Annotated in this window: 17 protein-coding genes and 1 pseudogene; 9 read left to right on the forward strand and 9 right to left on the reverse strand. The window is 63.6% G+C overall.

Annotated features, from left to right (window positions below):
* Positions 1-33: 33 nt before the first annotated feature.
* The 5 genes from TQ38_RS09275 to TQ38_RS09295 form a co-directional block, all read right to left on the reverse strand.
* Positions 34-615: a UPF0149 family protein gene (locus tag TQ38_RS09275; RefSeq protein ID WP_043973519.1), complete on the reverse strand. Its 582-nt coding sequence runs from the start codon at positions 613-615 to the stop codon at positions 34-36.
* Positions 612-2,171 (reverse strand): IS66 family transposase, encoded by a 1,560-nt coding sequence (locus tag TQ38_RS09280; protein WP_043973231.1) that lies wholly within the window; start codon positions 2,169-2,171, stop codon positions 612-614. Before TQ38_RS09280 ends, TQ38_RS09275 begins: the two co-directional genes overlap by 4 nt.
* 49 nt (positions 2,172-2,220) lie before the next feature.
* Positions 2,221-2,574 carry an IS66 family insertion sequence element accessory protein TnpB gene (gene tnpB, locus TQ38_RS09285; RefSeq protein WP_043973229.1) on the reverse strand — a complete coding sequence of 118 codons (354 nt, stop codon included), beginning with the start codon at positions 2,572-2,574 and terminating at the stop codon, positions 2,221-2,223.
* On the reverse strand, positions 2,571-2,975 hold the full coding sequence (locus TQ38_RS09290; RefSeq protein WP_082057586.1) for a transposase: 405 nt from the start codon (positions 2,973-2,975) through the stop codon (positions 2,571-2,573). The genes tnpB and TQ38_RS09290 overlap by 4 nt, the downstream gene beginning before the upstream one ends.
* Before the next feature lie 82 nt (positions 2,976-3,057).
* The gene (locus tag TQ38_RS09295) at positions 3,058-3,492 is read right to left on the reverse strand and encodes a DUF2958 domain-containing protein (RefSeq protein WP_043973226.1); all 435 of its coding nucleotides are present in this window, start codon (positions 3,490-3,492) and stop codon (positions 3,058-3,060) included.
* A gap of 177 nt (positions 3,493-3,669) precedes the next feature.
* Here TQ38_RS09295 and TQ38_RS09300 point away from each other — a divergent pair, with 177 nt between their 5' ends.
* Positions 3,670-3,969 carry a hypothetical protein gene (locus TQ38_RS09300; protein ID WP_205316021.1) on the forward strand — a complete coding sequence of 100 codons (300 nt, stop codon included), beginning with the start codon at positions 3,670-3,672 and terminating at the stop codon, positions 3,967-3,969.
* A 249-nt stretch (positions 3,970-4,218) separates the two neighbouring features.
* Positions 4,219-4,884, forward strand: a complete 666-nt coding sequence (locus TQ38_RS09305) for a response regulator transcription factor (protein WP_043973223.1) — start codon at positions 4,219-4,221, stop codon at positions 4,882-4,884.
* Here the strand turns inward: TQ38_RS09305 and TQ38_RS09310 are convergent, their stop codons facing one another.
* From TQ38_RS09310 to TQ38_RS09325, 4 genes are read right to left on the reverse strand one after another with little or no spacing between them, the layout of a single operon-like run.
* Entirely contained in the window at positions 4,885-5,859 is a 975-nt protein-coding gene (locus TQ38_RS09310) for a proline iminopeptidase-family hydrolase (RefSeq protein ID WP_052505609.1), read from the reverse strand.
* Positions 5,860-5,896: 37 nt separating this feature from the next.
* The gene (gene pip, locus TQ38_RS09315) at positions 5,897-7,069 is read right to left on the reverse strand and encodes a prolyl aminopeptidase (RefSeq protein WP_240197845.1); all 1,173 of its coding nucleotides are present in this window, start codon (positions 7,067-7,069) and stop codon (positions 5,897-5,899) included.
* A 25-nt stretch (positions 7,070-7,094) separates the two neighbouring features.
* Positions 7,095-7,730 carry a response regulator transcription factor gene (locus TQ38_RS09320; protein ID WP_043973221.1) on the reverse strand — a complete coding sequence of 212 codons (636 nt, stop codon included), beginning with the start codon at positions 7,728-7,730 and terminating at the stop codon, positions 7,095-7,097.
* Entirely contained in the window at positions 7,714-10,590 is a 2,877-nt protein-coding gene (locus TQ38_RS09325; protein WP_162792237.1) for a PAS domain S-box protein, read from the reverse strand. The genes TQ38_RS09320 and TQ38_RS09325 overlap by 17 nt, the downstream gene beginning before the upstream one ends.
* A 439-nt stretch (positions 10,591-11,029) precedes the next feature.
* Between TQ38_RS09325 and TQ38_RS09330 the strand changes: the two genes are divergently transcribed.
* The 7 genes and pseudogenes from TQ38_RS09330 (at position 11,030) to TQ38_RS09360 (ending at position 17,138) form a co-directional block, all read left to right on the forward strand.
* Entirely contained in the window at positions 11,030-12,136 is a 1,107-nt protein-coding gene (locus TQ38_RS09330; RefSeq protein ID WP_043973220.1) for a TonB-dependent receptor, read from the forward strand.
* Between the two features lie 137 nt (positions 12,137-12,273).
* Positions 12,274-12,963, forward strand: a pseudogene (locus tag TQ38_RS09335) (TonB-dependent receptor domain-containing protein); the annotation flags it as partial.
* Positions 12,964-13,142: 179 nt separating this feature from the next.
* Positions 13,143-14,117 (forward strand): alpha/beta fold hydrolase, encoded by a 975-nt coding sequence (locus tag TQ38_RS09340; RefSeq protein WP_043973510.1) that lies wholly within the window; start codon positions 13,143-13,145, stop codon positions 14,115-14,117.
* A 42-nt stretch (positions 14,118-14,159) separates the two neighbouring features.
* Entirely contained in the window at positions 14,160-14,897 is a 738-nt protein-coding gene (locus TQ38_RS09345; protein ID WP_043973215.1) for an alpha/beta fold hydrolase, read from the forward strand.
* Position 14,898: 1 nt separating this feature from the next.
* Positions 14,899-15,822 (forward strand): alpha/beta fold hydrolase, encoded by a 924-nt coding sequence (locus TQ38_RS09350; RefSeq protein WP_043973214.1) that lies wholly within the window; start codon positions 14,899-14,901, stop codon positions 15,820-15,822.
* Between the two features lie 2 nt (positions 15,823-15,824).
* Positions 15,825-16,505 carry an isochorismatase family protein gene (locus TQ38_RS09355; protein ID WP_043973212.1) on the forward strand — a complete coding sequence of 227 codons (681 nt, stop codon included), beginning with the start codon at positions 15,825-15,827 and terminating at the stop codon, positions 16,503-16,505.
* Between the two features lie 15 nt (positions 16,506-16,520).
* Positions 16,521-17,138, forward strand: a complete 618-nt coding sequence (locus TQ38_RS09360) for a pyridoxamine 5'-phosphate oxidase family protein (RefSeq protein ID WP_043973208.1) — start codon at positions 16,521-16,523, stop codon at positions 17,136-17,138.
* Positions 17,139-17,149: the final 11 nt, after the last annotated feature.

The raw sequence follows: 17,149 nt of genomic DNA on the forward strand, positions 1-17,149 counted from the left end.
CTACCCCACGCATTGGTGGTGGCAGGATTTATATCAGGCTGCTGGCGTCATGCGCGCGAAGGCGCACTGGTCATGGATCAGCGAGATGATTTGCGGGACCATGCGCCACGTATCGGCAATTGCCAGATTGGCGCTCGGATCACCCAGTTGTTCGATCCATGACGGGCCACCTGTAATTGTTCTGTGGCCAAGCAGTGCCGCGAGCGGGTAGCCGAACTCCGGGTCGGCGATGAAGGGCTTCCACGCCTCCATGTCGAGATGCATGGCTGTGAAGAACCCGTTGGCGAAGTCCTCGAGCAGTACCTCGCCTTCCTCGGTGCGCATGTAGATCGGGGCGTACGCCTCGGGCTTCTCGGCGAGCTCGATGCAGATGCGGCTATACCGCTTGAGGATCGTTCGGCGCGCAGGCGCCGAGCGCGCACTTTGAGCATGGTCGCGCAGGATGCTCCTGATCCATACGTCGGGGTCAATGACGCTGGGGCCTGCGGCGACTGCGGCCAGGAAGCCGTCGATCGATGAGACGCCAGCTACGGGGGGATCAAGCTCGTCGAGCCATATCTCGAGCTGTTCGAGCGAGAGGGTCCGGCCCTGCGATGTGCGAGGTTTGAAGTTCATGCCGCCAACGCTTTTACCGGTTCTGCCGCCGGCCGCCAGTTCCATGGGAGCAAGATGTCCAGTTCGTTGATCTTCACAGCGCCCGTGACGATACGCTCCAGCACGTCATTCAGCCAGGTGTAGGGATCCAGGCCGCCCAGGCGAGCCGTCTGGAGAAGCGATGCCATGACGGCCCAGGTCTGGGCTCCTTCCTCGCTACCAGCGAAGAGGCTGGATTTGCGGCCCTGGGCCACATTTCTCATGCCGCGCTCGACGGTGTTGGTATCGACCTCGATCCGGCCGTCTTCCAGGAACAGCGTCAGCCCCTTCCAATGGTTGAGCGTGTAGCGCATCGCCTTGGCCAGATCGGACTTCGGCGACAGACGTGGAAGCATGGTGTCGATCTGCGCCTTGATCTTCGCCATGACGTCGGCGGTTTCGGCGAGACGAGCCTGGAGGCGCTGTGCGGCGGTGCCTTTGCGCACACGCGCCTCGACCACGTAGACCTGACTGATCAGGGCGATGATTGCCGCGGCCACCGGCGATGGCGATTTGCGGTAGGCATCGACGAACTTGCGCCGGGCGTGGGCAAGACAGAAGGCGAGTGTGATCTTACCTCGGCCCGGACCACTGCGCACAAGCGCCTTGTAGGCACCATAGCCGTCGACCTGGATAACGCCCTGGTAGCGGGCGAGTTGTTCGAACGCCTCGGCATGCCGCCGTCCGCGAGCATGGATATACACCACTGCCGGATGGGCCGGGCCTGACCACGGTCCGTCATCACAAGCGTGCGCCCAGAACTGTGTCGTGCGGGTTCGTCTTCGCCCTTTTTCGAGGACCGGCATGCGGGTCTCATCGCAGAAGATCCGGGACTGGCTGTGGATGTAGGCAAGCAGGCGATCATAGAGCGCCTTCACCCACCATGCGATCTTACGCATCCAGCGGCTCGGTAATGCCCGGTCGAGGATGACGCCCTGGCCTGCGAGCATCTGCAACTGCCGATTGAGCGGGATCGACCAGGCGAAGCGCGCCGTCGCCATCCAGGCCAGCGTTGAGGTGGTGACCATCGAGCCCGGGATCGCGCGGCGCGGTGCCGGCGCCTGAACGACGCCCTCCCGGCATTTTCGGCAGGCATAGCGAGGACGCACTGTGCGGATGACGCGAACGATGGCCGGCACCCAGTCGAGTGCTTCGCTGGCATCTTCGCCGATCCTGTGGAGTGTGCCGGCGCAGCAGGGGCAATCCAGCGTGTCGGGATCGATCACGCGCTCGACGCGCTCGATATGGGCCGGCAGTGCCATCACGCCTCGCTTGCGCCGTGGGCGAGCGACGGCAGGCTTGTCTTCGGCGTCGCCATCGTCGTTAGCTGCGGCAGCCGGCGTGGTTACGAGGTCGCCGAGATCAAGAATTCCCTGGTCGCCCAGGATCGCGCTGGCGCGTTCCGAACGGCTGCCGAAGGCCTGATGGGCCATGCCTTTGAGCAGCGCGCGCAGCTGGGCGTTTTCTGCCTGGAGCTCACGCACCAGAGCCGCCATTTGCTCCATATCTTCAGGGAGATCGTCGGCTTGGGCGGGCATGGCTGACTATACCACACCGGCTCTTTGCCGCTACAGAAAACCGCAGATATCAGCCAAAAATAAGGGGTCTGCGCGCTTCCTGGGATGGCAATTTCTTCCAGTCCAGACCCGACAACAATGCCGTGCATTGCGGCCCGCTCAGGACCATCGTGCCGCCTTGCATGGGTGGCCAGTAAAACCTCCCACGGTCGAGCCATTTCGTCGCCATAACCGCGCCTGACCCGTCATGACGGACCAACTTCACCTTATCCGCGCCCTTGTTGCGGAACACGAAGACATCGCCCGCACAGGCATCATGCCCCAGCACGTGCGTCACCAGCCCCATCAACCGGTTAATCCCGGCTCTGAAGTCGACCGGCTGTGTCGCCACGAAGATCCGTACGCTTCCGTCGATCGGGATCATTCCCGGATCGCCGCCAGTACCGCGCGCAGGTGGTCCATCTCGACCGCGCCCATGATCCGAACCGTCACGTCTCGTACCACCAACTCCAAGCCGCCAGGTTCGAGTTGCTTCTCCTGAGCCAGCGTGACGGGTACGAACCGCAATTCCTCGACGGCTCCTGCTGCTCGCGCTTGCCGACGCCAATAGTGCAAAAGGCCAAGGCCGACGCCGTTATCGCGGGCGACCTGCGCCACAGTCATTCCTGGCACAAAGCTCTCAGCCAGAATGCGGTCGCGTACGTCATCCGGCCAACGCTCGTAGCGCCGACGTCCGGGCGGCAAACTGACGGTCAAACGCGCAGTTGTACTGTGCGACGCACACGTCAAACCGCCGTTTGCCCCTGCATCAATTTCATCCGACATTGCCCGATCTCCTCATCGTCTCGGGCGAGCCTAACCATCAGCAAGCTCTCGGAATACGTGGGGCGGGTGCAGCGGCTACGCTTCAGCCGTCGCGGCTATCCCCGGCAGGGGCTTCGCCGGACGGAAGCGGAAATCGCGAACCGGCGCGCAGCAGGCGCTCGGCGGCGATGATGGAGCCGTGACGGCGGGCGAGGGCGGCCCAGGGCAAGAGCGGCGCCAATCCTTCGAAACCCTCATCCCGTTCGATGCCAAGGCCGAAGGGCAGGCGGACGCTGGCGATCTCGGACAGCGAGAAGCAGCCCAGTTCCGGGCAGCCGAACCCGAGGTCGGCGAGGCCGAACAGGGTATCTTCGTCTTCGCCCAGTTCGGTCGCCAGCCATGTCGCGGCGCCGATCGGATTGAACAGCTTGAGCACGGGGAAGGGATCGGTTTCGGGCAGGCGCTCACGGCACGCGGCGCGATGGGAGCGGTCGTTGGCGCGCAGCGCGCCGCGAAGCTCGGGCGTGAGGAGGATCATGCCGCGACCCTCCCGTCTTCGGCCTGTTCGCGCTGGCAAGCGAGCAGGAATTCAGCGGCCCTGCTTGCCGCGCTCGCGGCGCGGAAGATCGCGCGGCTATCGACGGCAGCGTCATCACCTCGGCCCGCGCGACGCGTGGCTCGCCGATCTGGAAACCGATTGGGGAGGTCGACTACCGTGGCAAGTGAACGTCCCATGGACCGTGACGCGCGTATTGACGCGCTGCTCGACAAGCAAGACATCCTCGAATGCCTAGCGCGCTTCGCCGTCATAACCGGCGGCGCGCGGGGCCTCGGCTTCGCTTACGCGCAGTTGCTGGGATCGCTCGGCGCGAAAATCGTGGGCAACGACAATGGCAGCGCGATGTCGGGCACGGGCAGCGACCTCGGCCCCGCCGAGGCAGCGGCGCAGGCCTTGCGTGCGGCGGGCTGCGAGGCGGTGGCCTGCTCCGAAGGCGAGGAAATGAAAACGGAATAGCCACGTGGAGCCGCGGGGAAATCCAAGAAGATCATCAATAAGTTGACATCTCACCGCTTTTATTAGCACTTCCAAAGTCGTATTGTTTGCGACCATTAGCCAGATAGATTGAGTGGCTACAAACGATTATCCTGCTGAAGTTAATCCAAATGAGCCCGCCTGCACGATCTGAGCAATTCACGATTTCACCGGTGCGCGTTCGTGTCAGTGGAGGTCTCATCGGCTATCGCTAATTTGAGTGGGACCGACATGACAAACGCGACGGAAAATTATCCAGATTCTGGCGCACCAACTGTCCACGTCATAGATGATGACCCGTGCATTCGCGAAGCCCTCGACGGACTTTTCAGGGCGGTGGGATATCCCGTTCGTACTTTCGGGGCCACCGTCGATTTCGTCGCATCTGGGCATCATCACTCATGCGGATGCCTGGTGCTGGACGTGTTTCTCTCTGGGCTAAACGGACTCGACTTCCTCGCGCAGTTTGCAGGAAAAGCGGCTTCCATGCCCGTCATCCTCATGACCGGTCGCGCGGATATACCCATGGCGGTGCGCGGTGTGAAGGCCGGCGCAATCGACTTTTTGCCTAAACCGTTCGCCGTGCGGGACATGCTGGATGCTGTCGCGTCGGCAATGGCAAAAGATGCCGCGCAGCGCGCCGAACGGGCCAGGTCTCAGCAACTGTACGATCGGATGGCGACCCTGACTGGCCGCGAAAAAGAGGTGATGAGCCTGGTGGCCAAGGGCAAGATGAACAAGCAAGTGGCCTTCGAGATCGGCTTGAGCGAAGTGACCGTCAAAATCTACCGCGGCAAGGCCATGCGTAAGATGGGCGCACGAACGCTGGCCGATTTCGTCCTGATGGCGGATCGCCTCGACTTGCGAGGTGGCAGTCCGCCACCCGATTGCGCGTGATCAAACCTCGTTCATAAAGCGTCTGAGCAAGGCATTGTACGCGTCCGGCTGCTCGCACATCGTCAGGTGCGAGCAGCCGCTCATGGTGACGAGGCTGCTGGGTCCACCAATGCCGTCCCGGATGGTCTCGTGGCAATCAAGTGTGATTTCGTCGAATTCGCCGGTGGTGATGAGCGTCTTGTTCGTGATCGTCCCCAGATCCTTGCGACGATCCCAGTCCTTGATGACGCCGCTGATGGAAAATTCGTTCGGCCCGTTCATGACCCGGTATGCGATGGATTTGGACAAGGCATCGAAGCTGGCCAGCGCGTCCGGGGAGGGGGGCGTGCGGATGACGAAGTTGTCGTAGAACTTCTGCGCCAGCGCTGCATATTCGGGAGTGGCCGTTCGGCCTTCGCGCTCCAGCGCGCGCAGTTTTTCTGCGTAGTCGCCCGGCATCTCGTCGATCAGGCGGGCCATGCCCTCCACCGCCTGGGGTACGCTCGCAAGGGCGCCGCCGAGAATGAGTTTCTCCACCCCGGCCCCCCGTCCCTGGCAAAGGTATTCGATGGCCAGGATCGTGCCCCAGGAGTGGCCGTAAAGGATCACTTTCTCAAGGCCCAGAGCGGTGCGGACGGCATCGAGTTCGTCGACCGACCGTTGGATCGTGTAGAGGCCCTCGTTCGTGGGGGCATCCGCCCTGCCGCATCCCAGCTGGTCGTAGAGGATCACCGGACGTTCGTCGGCCAGGCCCTTCATCGACAGCAGGTAGTTGTGCGCGGCCCCGGGACCGCCGTGGAGGGCGAGCAAGGGGGTCTTGCCCACCCGGCCGAACCGCCGCCAGTAAATCCGGCCTCCCGTGACCGGGAGGTAGCCCTCTTCTTTTTCGATCGGTTCGCCCGCCAGGGCGCTGCCCGCTCCTGCGAGGCCGCCCGCGAGCAGCGCCGCTCCGGTCATTACAGCCGAACGGCGGGTCCAGCCTTTGTCTGTGGTCATTGCATCGGTTCCTCGTCCATGCACTGCGGTCCTCCCGTCAAGACGGAGCCGTTCCCGCCTGGCTTTGGTGAGCGTGGGTCTCCATCGTCCGTCTGCCGTCGATCGGGGGAATGCCGTCCATGATGGCGGTGAGAGCCAGCATGGTCTGCGCCTCCATGGCGCTGTGCCCAGCATTGGTGGTGACGAACGTCGCAGGGACCACGCTTGCCGCCGCCATTGCAGCGACGAGTCTCGATGCCTGCGTAAGCGGGCAGATCTGGTCGAAACGGCCGTGGACGATGTGGACGTCCAGCGCGGCGATCCGCTCGATGTTGCGGACTATGTAGTCCGGCTCGAGGAACAGGGCGTTGGCGAAATAGTGTGCCTCGATCTGGGCGAACGACAGCGCGAAATGCGCCTCGCCAAACTTTCCGGGATCGTCGTCGTGGGGGATCATGTTGGAGATCGTGCCTTCCCAGACCGACCATGCGAGCGCAGCCCGCAACTGCAGTTCGCGATCGGCGGCGGTGGGCGCGGGCATGTCGAAGATCGCCTTGTAGGCACCCATCATGTCGCCGCGCGCCGCCGGGGGAATGACCTCGACGAACGCCTTCCACTCCTCGGGATAGGTCACGTAGCTGCCCGGGGCGGCGAGCGCGTAAGGGGCCTCCTCGAAGGACGCCGCGTTGCCCTGGTACATGTAGAGCAGGTCTTCAGGCGCGCCGAGGAAGATGCCCCGCAGAATGAGGGAGGCGACGTTCTGCGGGTGCCGGATCGCATAGACCAGGGCGAGCGTGCTGCCCCAGCTGCCGCCGAAGACGTGCATCCTGCCCTTGATTCCGAGGGCGCGGCGCAGCGCTTCGATGTCCTCGATCAGATGGGCGGTCGTATTGTTGACGAGCGCGACCTCGGGCCCCGCGCTCGCCACCGTCGGCTCGCTCTTGCCGCAGCCACGCTGGTCGAACAGGATGACGCGGTAGCGGGCCGGGTCGAAGAAGCGCGCCATGACCGGGGCGCAGGCACCGCCCGGGCCGCCGTGCAGGAACATGACCGGTTCGCCCTCGGGATTGCCGTATTCCTCCCAGTAGAGCTTGTGGTCGGGAGCGCTGTCCACCTGCAGCAGCCCGCTGCGGTTTGCCGCACCCTGCGGGTACTTCCACTCGTCCTGCACGGAACTGACCGACTGGAGCCTGGAAAAATCGATCACGCGCATATCCTCTTCGTTCGCCATCTTCATCGCCGTCAGCCGGATCGCACTACTTCCGCGCCGCGTCGCCCAGAAGGTCCACCATCCTCACCAGTTCCGGCACCGAATCCGCTTCCATCTTGCGCATCGCCTGGCCGCGATGGAGCTTCACGGTCGCCTCGGTGATGCCCACCCGCGCGGCGATCTGCTTGTTGAGCAGGCCCGCGGCGACCAGCGTCATGACCTGGCGTTCGCGCTCGGTCAGCGTCGCGTACCGCGCCCGCATGAAGGCGCAGCGATCCGCCTCGTCGCGCCTCAGCCGGTCCTGCGCCAGGGCCCGGTTGACCGCCTCCAGCAGATCCTGCTCGCGTACCGGCTTGGTGAGCACGTCAACCGCGCCGGCCTTCATGGCGCGCACCGCCATCTGCACGTCGACGTGCGCGCTGATGAGGACGACGGACTGCATGATGTCGCTCCGGGGCAGCGTCTCCAGGAACTCGAGGCCGCTGGTGCCCGGGAGCCTTATGTCCAGCACCACACACCCCGCGCTGCCCAGATGATCGCTCTCCAGATAGTCGCGCACCGAGCCGAAGCAGCGGGTGACGAGACCTACGGACTGGAAAAGCCCTTGCAGTGCTTCGCGCACGCTCTGGTCGTCGTCGATCACCACGACGGCGGGCGTGCCGCCCTCAGCGGGATGGGACATGGATCAGGGCTCCTTCGACCAATGGCAGGGTGAAGCTGAACATGCTGCCTCGCACAGGATTGTTCGCCGCCCGGATGCGGCCGCCATGCGCTTCCACGATCGAGCGGCAGATCGACAGGCCCATACCGATACCTGCGGGCTTGGTGCTGAAGAAGGCTTCGAACATCCGCTCTCCGCTGTCCGGGTCCAGGCCGGTTCCCGTATCCTGAACGCTGACTTGCGCATGGCCCGCCGCAACGTCGGTCCGGACGGTCAGGCGTCGGTCACCCTCATCTACCTGGGCCATCGCCTCGATGCCGTTCATGACCAGGTTGAGGACGACCTGCTGAAGCTGCGTCGGGTCTCCGTAGATCGAAGGAACTTCTCCCGAGAACTCTGTCTTCGAAGCGACGCCTCGGCGTTGGAGTTCGCCGCGCAGCAGATCCAGAACCTCCTGGATCACCGTTTCCAGATCGAGCTTTTCCATTCTGGGGGCCGCCTTGCGCGCCAGCGCGCGGATGCTCGTGACGATCTCCCCCGCGCGGTGTCCGTCTCGGACGATGCGCCCGGCGGCCTCCCGCGCCATGGCGACGTTGAGCTGCCCGTCGTCCAGCCAGCGCAGGCAGGTACCGGCATTGGTGACGATCGCCATGAGCGGCTGGTTTACCTCGTGTGCGATGGAGACGGCGAGTTCGTCCATGGTCATCATCCGCGTCACATGGGCGAGTTCGGTCTGGCTCTGGCGGAGTTGCTCCTCGGCGCGCTTGCGGTTCTCGATATCGACGTTGACGCCGAACCACTGAGTGAGATTCCCGGCCGCGTCATAGAACGGGCTAGCGCGGATCAGGAACCAGCGGAAATGACCGTCCGCCCGGCGCAGACGAGCCTCGGCTTCCCCCGGAGCGCCCGACTGCAGCGTGGCGGACCAGACCTCCAGCATGTGGTCCCGATCATCTGGGTGGATGTGATCGAGGAAACCCCAGCCCAGCACCTCGTCGCTGCGCAACCCTGCGTAGTCGAGATACTGCTGGCTCCAGAAGGTAGTCGCCCCGCGGGAATCGGACGACCACGCCAATCCCGGGATCGAGGAAACGATCTGCATCAGCTGGCGCTCGCTGTCCTGCAGCCGGGCTTCACTGCCCCTGAGGGCCTCTTCTGCACGCTTGCGATCCTCGATATCGATAATGATGCCATACCATTTCACAACGTTTCCTTGAGCATCAAGCAACGGGTTCTGGCGAAGCGTGAACCACCGATATTCGCCGTCGGCACGCTTGATCCGTCCGTCGACGTCCTGCGGCTGCTTCGTTGCCAGGGTGCGCTCCCAGGCTCGACGCATTGGCTCTACATCGTCGGGGTGGAAGATGCGGTAGAACCCACTGCCTACGATCTGATCGAACGACAGACCGACGAAATCGCTGAGATTCCGGTTCCAGAATTCGAGCATTCCGTCCGGCCCGGCCGACCATGCCATGGCTGGAATGGTCTCGACGATTTGCTGAAGCTCGAGTTCGCTTTGCTGAAGTGCGGCCTCGCCGGCTCTCAGCGCGTCTTCGGCTCGTTGCAGGTCGTCGATGTCGATGTTCGCACCGAACCATCGCACCATGCCATTCGCGTCGGTGAGCTTGCTTCCCCGGAAATAAAACCACCGATAGGTCCCATCGGCACCGAGCACTCTGCCTTTCAGCTGAGTGTCGTTGCCTTTTTCCAAATCTCGTTTCCAGATATCGAGCATGCCCGGGATGTCGTCGGGATGGTAGAGGTCGAGAAAGCCCCAATCGAGGATTTTCTCGGCGGGAAGCCCGGCATATTCAAGCCACCTCTTGTTGATGAAATCCGCACTGCCGTCGGGCCGGGCCGACCAGATGAGGACGGGTAGCGAGTCGATGATGAGGGTCAGGTTCTGCTCGCTCGACAGCAGCGCAATCTCGGTTTCCCGCAAGGCATCTTCGGCGCTCTTGCGGTCGTCGATATCGATGATCGCGCCATACCATTTCACGACTGCGCCATCCGCATCCAGAAGAGGGTTCTGCCTCAAGGTGAACCACTGGTACGCGCCGTCGCCTCGTCTGATCCGGCCTTCAACCTCGCGACCGCGCTTGGTCGCCATGATGTCCTGCCAGGCGGCGAGGACGTGCGGGATGTCGTCGGGATGATAGATGCGGTAGAAGCCGAGGCCGCTGATCTCCTCGAACGTCAGCCCCACGAAGTCGAGGAGGTGCTGGTTGCAGAAGTCCAGTCTTCCGTCGGCCGTCGTGGACCATACCATGGCGGGTATGGTGTTGATCGCGAGGTTCAGCTCCCATTCGCTACGCGCGAGCGCGTCGCCCGTGAGCTTCTCGGCGCGGAAATCTGCAGGCGTCTGACGGGCGCTGAGTTCGCGGACCTCGCGGCAGGCCAGGCTGGCTTGCATGGCGGCGATGTTCAGCGTTGTCATATCACTCGAGGCCGGAAAGCCGGAGCGAAGCGACCCGGCGAGCAGGATGCCCATGCTCGCGATTGCACCGAGCGGTAGAGCGACCACCGACAGCTCGCCTTCGCCGAACCGCAGGCGCACCGGGCGGTCTGCGGGATCGCTCTGCAACCAGCACTCGATCGCTTTCGCCACGTCATTCCTGCCGGTGGCCGCGCCGAAAGCCTGGCCCACACGCAGGAAGATATGCTCCGTCTCGCTGAACCGAAGGCCGACGAAGTCGAGCTCGAGCATAGTGTGCAGCGTATCGAGAAGGCTCTGCACGATCGTGGTGGGGTCCAGCCCCTGCCAGGTCGAGGGCAGGAGCGTCAGTCGTTCTAAGTTTTCCTGGAACCGGCGCGGTTCAGGTTCTTCCGCCGCCGCACCGGAGTGCAGGGCACGTGCGTCAGGCGGCGGCGGTGCATTCACGGGACGTACCTCGAAGCGATCTCTGCGCGCCATCTTCGTCGACGCCCACGTCATTGTCACGCGCTGCGCCTGACGTTGAAGAGAGCGATTGCACTAGCCTACTCCGCGTCATGCCCAGCGACCACCTCGACCATGGTCGATTGCGGCACTACTATCGGCTAAGGAATCCGCACGATAGGCGAATTGAGACCGGAGTGGCCGTCCGATAGACTCAGACTGCAAGTGGGGGCACGTCTGACATCGAGGGTCTCATCGTCCATGCCATTGACGTCGAGGCTTCATGCGGCGGCCGCGGCCGGCCTGTCTGGTCGGCTACGTGCGGACCATGTCTCGCCCAGTCCGACCCCCGGCCCGGCGACGATATCATCGTTACCGCGACCCGCCAGGAAACACGACTTCAGGACACGCCACTGGCGATTTCGGCCTACACCGCCGACAGATGGAGCGCAGCGGGACACGCGACCTGCGGGATATCGTGACTTTCACGCCCGGCCTCACGATCGGCACCGGCGAGGGGCAGGGAGCCGTACCGATATCGATACGCGGTGTGGGCCAGAACGACCTCGGGATCGGTGCGGATGCGCCGATCGGAGTCTATCTCGATGGCGTCTACCTGGCGCGGCCCTACATGAACCTGTTCGACCTCGTGGACGTCGAGCGGATCGAGGTCCTGCGCGGCCCGCAGGGTACGCTTTACGGTCGCAATGCCACCGGTGGGGCGATCAACGTCATCACTCGCCGTCCCGGCGAGGCTACCGTGTTCGAGGCACTCGCGCGCTATGGGAAATATGATGCCAAGGGTGCGCAGGCCCTGGTCATGGGTCCATTGAGCAGCACCCTGTCGGGGAAGATCGCCTTCGCGGCGAGCGATCGCGACGGCTACACGATGGATACGCGAACCGGTCGCGACCTCGACCCCGAGAATACCTTCACTCTGCGCAGCGCGCTGCGCTGGCGACCGAACGGCGTGCTCGACATTCAGCTCAATGCGGACGGCGGATATCACGACATGCCCGTCGTTGTTCACAAGAGCCTTGCACCCGACTTCGATCCGAAGCGCATTGCCCTCGACGCCGTCCCGCGCGAGGATCGACATTATTGGGGGCTTTCCCTCGACGCCACCTACTATTTTGCCGGGGTGCAGCTGACGTCGATCAGCGGGTACCGGGAAGCAAGCCTGAAGAACCTCATTGATACCGATGCCGGGCCGGCGCCGCTCATCCATTTCGGGCAGTACGACGAGACCTCCCAGTTCAGCCAGGAACTGCGGATCCAGACGATTGGAAGCCACCGGCTGCAATGGCTGGCCGGGCTCTACTATTTCAGGGAGGCCGCCGACACGTTCAGCGCAATATATCTCAACTTCATGGGCTTGCTCGGCGTTGCCAGTTCCACGACCCAGCTCATAAACGCCTCGAACCGCACCACGGCGTACGCCGCGTTTGGCCAGGCGGACTTTCACCTTGCCGACAATCTGACGTTTTCCGGGGGGCTGCGATGGAGCCGCGAAACGAAGGCGTTCACGTTCCTGCAGCAGTCACGGTAGAGATTCCGCCGCTGTTCAATTCGTATCCGCAGTCCGTTCAGAAAACGACGTGGTCCAATGTCGCGCCGCGATTGGCCTTCGATTACAGGCCCGGTCGCCATCTGCTGTTCTACGCAAGCTAGTCCGAGGGTTTCAAGAGCGGCGGTTCGACCTCCGTGAGCCTCATCACGAACCCGGCCCCCAATGTCTTCGAGCCCGAGACGCTGCGCGCCTATGAAGCGGGCATCAAGAGCGACTGGCTGGCCGGCGACCTGCGGGTCAACGCGACCGTCTTTCACTACGACTACAGCAATCTGCAGGTCCGCACCGCCGATGCGCTGGGCTTCCTGGTGGTCCGAAACGCCACCACCGCCACGATCGATGGGCTCGAGCTTGAGACCACGGCCTACCCTATCGATCGCCTTGAGCTCACGGCGATCGCAGCCTTGCTCGTTGCCCGGTACGATCGCTTCATCGATCCGGTCTCGCTGGCCGACTATTCGGACAACCGGCTGAACCGGGCTCCCGACGTCAAGGTCGGCCTGGGCGCCCAGAACCGCTTCCCGATGCCGGGCGGAGCCGAGCTGACGGTCCGCGGGGAATACGAATATACGAGCCGCATCTTCCACCAGCCCGGAGAACTCCGCGCGTTCTCGCGCGACCCCGCGCATCTTTTCAATGCGCGCCTCGCCTATCGAACTCCCGACGAACGCTGGTCGCTGGCCCTGTTCGCGAAGAATCTGACGCACGAGCGGTATTTCGGTCATGCTTTCGTCGTGCTGGGTGAACCGCGCGCGACCATCACGCCGCCGCGCACGTTCGGATTTGAAGTTCGATTTGCAAACTAGTCCTGCGCAAACGGCCATACGCCTTCGACGAAAGTATAGACCCGCACGACTTATATGTATTTTCGATAGACCAACAGAGAATTGAAGCGACGTGGGCGAGCACGATAGTCTCGGGTATCGGCCAACCCAGGGAGCAAGACGGCGCCAGGGGCGACCTGCCGGTTCGAATGGAGGACTACATGAAGCATCTCCTCGCAGTCATGCTCGGCTGTTCCGTCCTCGCCGGTCCCGCGGCGGCGCAGACTACTTGTCCGGCGGCCAAAAGCGGAATTGCAGCCAATGCCGTGCCGGTCATCCACTACCGGTCGGTTAAGATCGACAGCGTCAGCGTATTCTACCGCGAGGCCGGCCCTGCCGACGCGCCTGTACTGCTGCTGCTCCACGGGTTCCCGACCTCGTCGCACATGTTCCGCAACCTGATCCCGCTGCTTGCGGATCGCTATCGCGTGATCGCGCCCGATTATCCTGGCTATGGTCAGAGCGATGCGCCCGACCGTACTAAGTTCTCGTACACCTTCGCCAGCCAGGCCGACATCATCGACAAGCTCGTGACGAGGCTGGGCGCCGAGCGTTACGCGATGTACGTAATGGATTACGGTGCCCCTATCGGTTACCGCTTGGCGCTCAAGCATCCGGAACGCGTCAGCGGATTGATCGTGCAAAACGGCAACGCTTACGACGAGGGCCTGCAGTCCCCGTTCTGGGATCCGATCAAGGTCTACTGGCGCGATCATTCGCAAAACAACCGCGACGCACTGAACGGTTTGGTCACACTCGATATCACCAAGTTCCAGTATACCGACGGCATGAGCGATGTCGCGCGCATCAGTCCGGACAACTGGGTGCAGGATCAGGCGCTGCTCGATCGCCCCGGCAATCGGGACATACAGCTCGACATGCTTGGCGACTACGGCTCGAACGTACCCCTCTACCCGCAATTCCAGGCGTTCTTCCGCAAGTATCAGCCGCCTACGCTGATCGTCTGGGGCAAGAACGACAAGATCTTCCCGGAAGCCGGTGCGCCTCCCTATCTGCGAGACCTGCCAAAGGCCGAGATGCACATCCTCGACAGCGGCCATTTCGCGCTGGAGGACAAGCTCGACGTCATGGCGCCGCTGATCCGCGACTTCCTCGATCGCAAGCTCTGCAAATAGTACCTGCGATCATCCGATTGTGATCCGAGGAAGGAAACGCACATGACAAACGACCTATCTGGTCCCGCGGGAGAAGGCCCAGCACAGGCCCCTGGAACGGCTGTTTCGATCGTGCTGGTGCACGGCGCGTTCGTGGATGGGTCGGGCTGGCGGGCGGTCTACGATATCCTGACCGCCCGCGGCCATGAGGTTCTGGTTGTGCAGAACCCGACGATCACCCTTGAAGGCGATGTCGCGGCGACCGAGCGAGTGATCGCCATGGCCCGGTATCCCGTCGTGCTCGTGGGCCACAGCTACGGCGGCGCCGTGGTGACCGCCGCCGGCGACGATGCGAGGGTGAGGGCGGTCGCCTATATCGCCGGCTTCGCGCCGGATGTGGGTGAATCCGTCGCCGCGCTGAACGAGCAGCCAGCCGAGCCGGAAGAGGCCAAGGCGCCGCTGTTGCCGCCGCAGGACGGATTTCTGATCGTCGACCCCGAAAAATTCCCCGAAGCCTTCGCCTCCGACGTCGATACCGTCACGACACGCTTCATGGCCGCCGCCCAGGTACCCTGGGGGCTCGAAGCGGTGACCGCGCAGGCGACGCGGGTCGCGTGGAAGACGAAGCCGACGCATTACCTGCTTGCCACCGGCGACCTTATGATCCCGCCCAGCGCGCAGCGCCGGATGGCCGAGAGGATGGCCGCTCGCCTCGTCGAGATCGACAGCAGCCACGCGGTCATGCTGGCTCATCCCGAGAAAGTCGCGGCCTTCATCGAAGACGCCGTGGGGTCAGCTTAGCATGGGCCCTGCATCGCCGCCGCTGCCCGTCACCTACCACCGCACCGCGATGGTCGAGGGGCTGGAGATCTTCTACCGCGAGGCGGGGCCGGTCGGCGCGCCCGCCCTGGTTCTTCTTCACGGCTTTCCAAGCTCGTCGCACATGTTCCGCAACCTCATCCCGGCGCTGGCGGATCGCTATCACGTAATAGCGCCCGATCTTCCGGGGTTTGGCCTGTCGGCCATGCCGCCGCAGGGGACGTTCGACTATGGCTTCGCGCATTTCGCCGAAGTGGTAGATGGATTGCTCGGGCAGCTCGGGATTGTTTGCTATGCCCTCTACGTGATGGATTACGGCGCGCCGACAGGCTTTCGGCTGGCTCTGGCGCATCCCGAGCGTGTCTCTGCGCTGATCGTACAGAACGGCAATGCCTATGAAGAGGGCATGCAGGAGTTCTGGGAGCCGACACGGGCGCTGTGGGCCGACAACAGCGCTGCCAACCGCGATGCCATGCGACCGTTCCTGACACTGGAGGGCACGCGTTTCCAGTATACCGCCGGCGTCAAAGATCCGGCGCGGATCGACCCGGCGGCGTGGCTGCACGACCAGTTGTTCCTGGATCGTCCCGGAGCCGTCGCGATCCAGTTCGAGATCATCTACGACTACCGAACGAACCTTGCGCTCTACCCCGATTTTCACGCTTACTTCAGAGCATTTCAGCCGCCTGCGCTGATCCTGTGGGGCGCCGCCGATCCGATCTTCGCGCCCGAGGGCGCGCACGCTTTCCTGCGCGATCTGCCCGAGGCGGAGCTTCATCTCCTCAACACCGGGCACTTCGCGCTGGAAGACAAGGCCGACGAGATGGTGCCGCTGATCCGCGCTTTCCTGGAGCAGCACCTTTCGGCCGGAATGGCCCCCGACACACACCGAACCGCAGGAGAATGATCATGGTCTCTTCGTCGACCGCACAATCGAGCGTCCTTCCCACCGGCGGCGGCGCTGCACTGCTGGATTCCTCCGACACGCTGGTGCTGCTTCTCGATCACCAATCCGGCCTGTTCCAGACGGTCAAGGACATCCCGGTGGCTGACCTGCGGCGCAACGTGGAGATGATCGCCAGGCTGTGTACTCTGCTCAAGATTCCGGTCATCACCACTGCCTCGGAGCCGAGCGGGAGCAATGGGCCGCTGATGCCGGAGATCCATCGGGACGCGCCGCATGCCGTCTATGTCCCGCGCAAGGGCGAGGTGAACGCCTGGGACAATGCCGACTTCGTCGCCGAGGTCGAGGCGACCGGGCGCAAGACCCTCGTCATGGCAGGCGTCTGGACCAGCGTCTGCGTGATGTTCCCGGCGCTGGATGCGCGCGCTGCGGGGTACGATGTCTATGCCGTCATCGACGCGTCCGGCGATCCCAGCGAAATGGTATCGTGCGTGTCGCTCGCCCGCTTCGTGCAGGGCGGCGTGAAACCGACCTCGACCAACGCGCTGTTATCCGAGCTCCACCGCACCTGGGCACGGCCGGAAGCCGCGGAGCTGGCGCAGCTCTACGGACTCGCCGCCCCGAACTACGCAGCGGTGATGGAAAGCTATCAGAGCGCGCAGAAAGCTGCCAGACAGGCGGGGTGATCTGGGAGACGGACGATTTCTTACGGATTTCTCGATATCGCGATGACCCCCAGCGTCCGGGCCGCACAGGCCGACATGGGCGCGGCGCGGCAGTGGGAGCATTTCGCGGGAGATCGCGAATCCGACCGGTTCACGGCGCAGGAGGCTGCGTTCATCGCGGAGCGCGACACCTTCTACATCGCGACCGTGTCGGAGAACGGCTGGCCCTATGTCCAGCATCGCGGCGGACCGGCCGGGTTCCTCAAGATGATCGACGAGCGCACGCTGGCATTCGCGGACTATCGCGGCAACCGGCAGTACATCAGCACCGGCAACCTGGCGGCGAACGACCGGGCCTGCCTGATCCTGGTGGACTATCCCCGCCGCGCCCGGCTCAAGATCTACGCCCATGTCGAGAAGCTGGCGCTCGATGCGGAACCGGCGCTCACTGATCTCGTCAAGGACGGACGCTACAAGGCGAAGCTCGAACGTATCTTCCGGCTTCGCCTCGCGGCGTTCGACTGGAACTGCCCGCAGCACATCACCCCGCGCTTCACCGAAGGCGAGATCGCGCAGGCTGTCCGCCCCCTGCACGACCGCATCGCCGCGCTCGAGGCCGAAAACGCAGCGATGCGCGTTCGGCTCGGTGACTAAGGAGAACCTCG

Source organism: Novosphingobium sp. P6W (assembly GCF_000876675.2).
Lineage (GTDB): Bacteria > Pseudomonadota > Alphaproteobacteria > Sphingomonadales > Sphingomonadaceae > Novosphingobium.

Coding starts and splice junctions, on each gene's coding strand:
- TQ38_RS09275 (WP_043973519.1), bottom strand. CDS start 615: ATGAACTTCAAACCTCGCACATCGCAGGGCCGGACCCTCTCGCTCGAA.
- tnpB (WP_043973229.1), bottom strand. CDS start 2,574: ATGATCCCGATCGACGGAAGCGTACGGATCTTCGTGGCGACACAGCCG.
- pip (WP_240197845.1), bottom strand. CDS start 7,069: ATGGCGAACGAAGAGGATATGCGCGTGATCGATTTTTCCAGGCTCCAG.
- TQ38_RS09350 (WP_043973214.1), top strand. CDS start 14,899: ATGGGCCCTGCATCGCCGCCGCTGCCCGTCACCTACCACCGCACCGCG.
- TQ38_RS09345 (WP_043973215.1), top strand. CDS start 14,160: ATGACAAACGACCTATCTGGTCCCGCGGGAGAAGGCCCAGCACAGGCC.
- TQ38_RS09355 (WP_043973212.1), top strand. CDS start 15,825: ATGGTCTCTTCGTCGACCGCACAATCGAGCGTCCTTCCCACCGGCGGC.
- TQ38_RS09330 (WP_043973220.1), top strand. CDS start 11,030: ATGGAGCGCAGCGGGACACGCGACCTGCGGGATATCGTGACTTTCACG.
- TQ38_RS09310 (WP_052505609.1), bottom strand. CDS start 5,859: ATGACCACAGACAAAGGCTGGACCCGCCGTTCGGCTGTAATGACCGGA.
- TQ38_RS09295 (WP_043973226.1), bottom strand. CDS start 3,492: ATGATCCTCCTCACGCCCGAGCTTCGCGGCGCGCTGCGCGCCAACGAC.
- TQ38_RS09320 (WP_043973221.1), bottom strand. CDS start 7,730: ATGTCCCATCCCGCTGAGGGCGGCACGCCCGCCGTCGTGGTGATCGAC.
- TQ38_RS09305 (WP_043973223.1), top strand. CDS start 4,219: ATGACAAACGCGACGGAAAATTATCCAGATTCTGGCGCACCAACTGTC.
- TQ38_RS09280 (WP_043973231.1), bottom strand. CDS start 2,171: ATGCCCGCCCAAGCCGACGATCTCCCTGAAGATATGGAGCAAATGGCG.
- TQ38_RS09340 (WP_043973510.1), top strand. CDS start 13,143: ATGAAGCATCTCCTCGCAGTCATGCTCGGCTGTTCCGTCCTCGCCGGT.
- TQ38_RS09290 (WP_082057586.1), bottom strand. CDS start 2,975: ATGTCGGATGAAATTGATGCAGGGGCAAACGGCGGTTTGACGTGTGCG.